Annotated in this window: 2 protein-coding genes and 1 pseudogene; 2 read left to right on the forward strand and 1 reads right to left on the reverse strand. The window is 36.6% G+C overall.

Annotated features, from left to right (window positions below):
* Nucleotides 1-414: 414 nt before the first annotated feature.
* Entirely contained in the window at nucleotides 415-810 is a 396-nt protein-coding gene (locus ACE01R_RS17595) for a DUF6088 family protein (RefSeq protein WP_395552783.1), read from the forward strand.
* Nucleotides 803-1,750 carry a nucleotidyl transferase AbiEii/AbiGii toxin family protein gene (locus ACE01R_RS17600; protein ID WP_395552784.1) on the forward strand — a complete coding sequence of 316 codons (948 nt, stop codon included), beginning with the start codon at nucleotides 803-805 and terminating at the stop codon, nucleotides 1,748-1,750. The genes ACE01R_RS17595 and ACE01R_RS17600 overlap by 8 nt, the downstream gene beginning before the upstream one ends.
* Nucleotides 1,751-1,935: 185 nt before the next feature.
* On the opposite strand, the pseudogene ACE01R_RS17605 reads toward ACE01R_RS17600, so the two are convergent.
* Nucleotides 1,936-2,700: pseudogene (locus tag ACE01R_RS17605) on the reverse strand (3'-5' exonuclease); the annotation flags it as partial.
* Nucleotides 2,701-2,818: the final 118 nt, after the last annotated feature.

Consider the following 2,818-nt stretch of genomic DNA (forward strand, 5'->3'; position numbering starts at 1 on the left):
GGTGCTTATGTAATCCGGGTGCTGGGTAACCAATTCTGGATCATAAGCAGTTATCTACAGCTGTTTACTCTCATGGAACTCTACAATAGAGCAAATGTGAAAAACAGACGTACGTGTTTAGAGATCCATAAGTGGACAGATTCCTGACACATAAATTACGCAAGTTACATAACTTATGATGCTTATGTAATCCGGGTGTCTGCTAACCAATTCTGGATCATAAGCAGCTAAATACGGCTGTTTAATCTCATAGAACTCTGTAACTCAACCCAGAACTATCAGATCAGACAAAGCTGTCTTACTGACTGATTTATCCATATTCTCAGCTATTATAATGTCGTATTTTTGCTCGACAAAATGTCGTATTTTTGCTAGTTTAAAGGTATGTGAAAACTGATGTATAGGGGAGATGCGATGACAATTAAAGCGAAAATGCAAATGCGCATCAAACGCTCAAAACGTTATGTTTTTATGCGTGATGATTTTAATGACATTGCGAATTATGACCAAATTGGAAGAGTTCTGAGAATCTTAGTTCAAGAAGATGAGCTAATCAAAATTGGTTATGGTATTTATACCAAAGCAAGAAAAAATAAAATAACCGGAAAAGTAATGCCAGCCTGTCCAGAAGGCGCGGATGCAGTGATCTTAGAGGCATTAAAAAGATTGGATGTGCAGGTTACGTTGGGTGAGGCTACTGAAAAATATTTATCTGGTCAATCCACCCAGATCCCAGCCTTTACTCAAATTAAAACCCCGCGTCGTTTTACACGCCAATTGTCTGTAGGTCGTAGCCAAATTAATGCCTGATATAAAAAATCTGTTTGCAGATGTCGCTGATGCGCTTGGTATTGGTGCAACTTCTATTGTTGAAAAAGATTACTATGTTGTCGAGTTATTGAGACTATTACAGTCTCTAGAATTTGAAACGCATGACTTGGTTTTTGCTGGTGGAACTTCTTTAGCTAAAGCAAATATTCAGTTAAATAGGATGTCTGAAGATGTGGACATTAAAATAGTTCCAAAACCGGATATTGCATTAAGTCGCTCTAAAGCTAAAGTTGTACGTAAACAATTGCTTCATCAAGTACAAGACAAAATCTCTCAATCTGATTTCTTTAAAATTGAAGAGGAACCAGTTGTCTGGGATGAATATCGTTATATGGAATTACTAATTCGATATCCTCAGCATTTCAATCAAGCTCCCTGTTTACGACCATTCATTAAATTGGAATTAGTTGAAACAGACTTGCTTGAGCCTTTTGAATCTAGAAGTATCACCTCGTTTGTGTATGACTTGGCTAAGGAAGGGAAGCCAGTCGATGCTTTTCCCTCCGTCACAATTGTCAGTACCAGTATCGAGAAGCTGATAGCAATTTTAAGGCGTACAGCGGCCTTTGCTAGAAATGCTGAAAGAGCTGATGATGAATCATTAGTTCGACATGTGTATGACTACTTTAAAATTACCTATGGTAAACCACAAGATTTTGTTTATTTAGGGCACTTAGCTACTAAAGTTATAAAAACTGATATTGAGCGTTACGGTCGTCAGCATACTCTTATGGTTGAAGACCCGATTGCTGAATTGTTATTTGGTTTAAATGAATTAAGTCGTAATCCACTCTATAAAGCCAGGTTTAATAATTTTGTTGTTCCTATGGTGTTCGGGGACGAACAGATAACATGGCACCAAGCCTATTCACATTTTCAGGACTCAGCTCAACAGATCTTCGCTAACTTAAAGTTGTAAATGTAGAAAAGCAATTAGCTTTTTTGTATAAACCTATGCTGAAAAGTTGATGTAGCTTTAACTTTGCAATCTTTAAGCAACAAAGCATCTATTTACTTCCCTTCTGAATTTTTATAACTTACGTAACTTTATAAGTTACTGTGGACTCCAGTCTACAAAATAGATCGCTATGAATAGCGAATTAATCATATTTTGAGTTTTCTTGTATAGTCACAATTTGGGTAGCTATTACATGCCATGAATGGTCCATATTTACCATTCTTTTTCCAAAGCCGTCCTTGTCCGCATTTTGGACACAGCCATTCAGGTGGTATGTCACAGTTGATTTTTTTATGTTCATCTTGTGGTATATGAATAAACTCTTTGAGATTTTTGTCTTTGGTAATTTCTTCTAAAAAAACTGAACCACGCTCACCAATTAAATAAACCTTTTCCTTTGCACGAGTCAGTGCAACATAAAACAAGCGACGTTCCTCAGCAAAAGCATATGTTTCAGGTTGTGGTAAAACTAAGTTCAAAAGAGGATCATCTTCCTTTTCAGAAGGGAATGCACTGCCACCTTTATTCAAACCTACCAAAATTACATAATCTGCTTGCAACCCTTTAGACGAATGGATTGTTTTAAATTGGACAGTACAGTTTCTGCATAATGGCTGTACATTACCTAAATTAGGCTTATGGTGGTTATACCGACCTAAAATATAAATAGATTTTTTCTTTGGATTACCTGCGTTAGCTTCATTGATATCTGAAATGATTTTAACCAGATAATTAAGTATATCTTCATTCTTTGTAGAAAAGTTTATTTCAACGACTTTGCTGGTGGTTTGGTCAATGGCTTTGACCACTTTTTGCATTTGTGCTTTATTTTTTTGAATGAAACTACTGGCAATATTGGCAATACCCTGATTGGAACGGAATGTTTGAGTCAACTGAGTTTGTTTAGTATGGCACTGTTGCAAATAGGCTGACGTGATAAGCTAAATATCTTATTTATTTCGAGATACAGCAGATGAATCCCTTCCACGGTCGGCACTTTCAAGGTGAAATCATTCTTTGGGCTGTTCG

It is taken from the genome of Acinetobacter sp. BSP-28 (assembly GCF_044130285.1).
GTDB lineage: Bacteria > Pseudomonadota > Gammaproteobacteria > Pseudomonadales > Moraxellaceae > Acinetobacter.

Coding starts and splice junctions, on each gene's coding strand:
- ACE01R_RS17595 (WP_395552783.1), top strand. CDS start 415: ATGACAATTAAAGCGAAAATGCAAATGCGCATCAAACGCTCAAAACGT.
- ACE01R_RS17600 (WP_395552784.1), top strand. CDS start 803: ATGCCTGATATAAAAAATCTGTTTGCAGATGTCGCTGATGCGCTTGGT.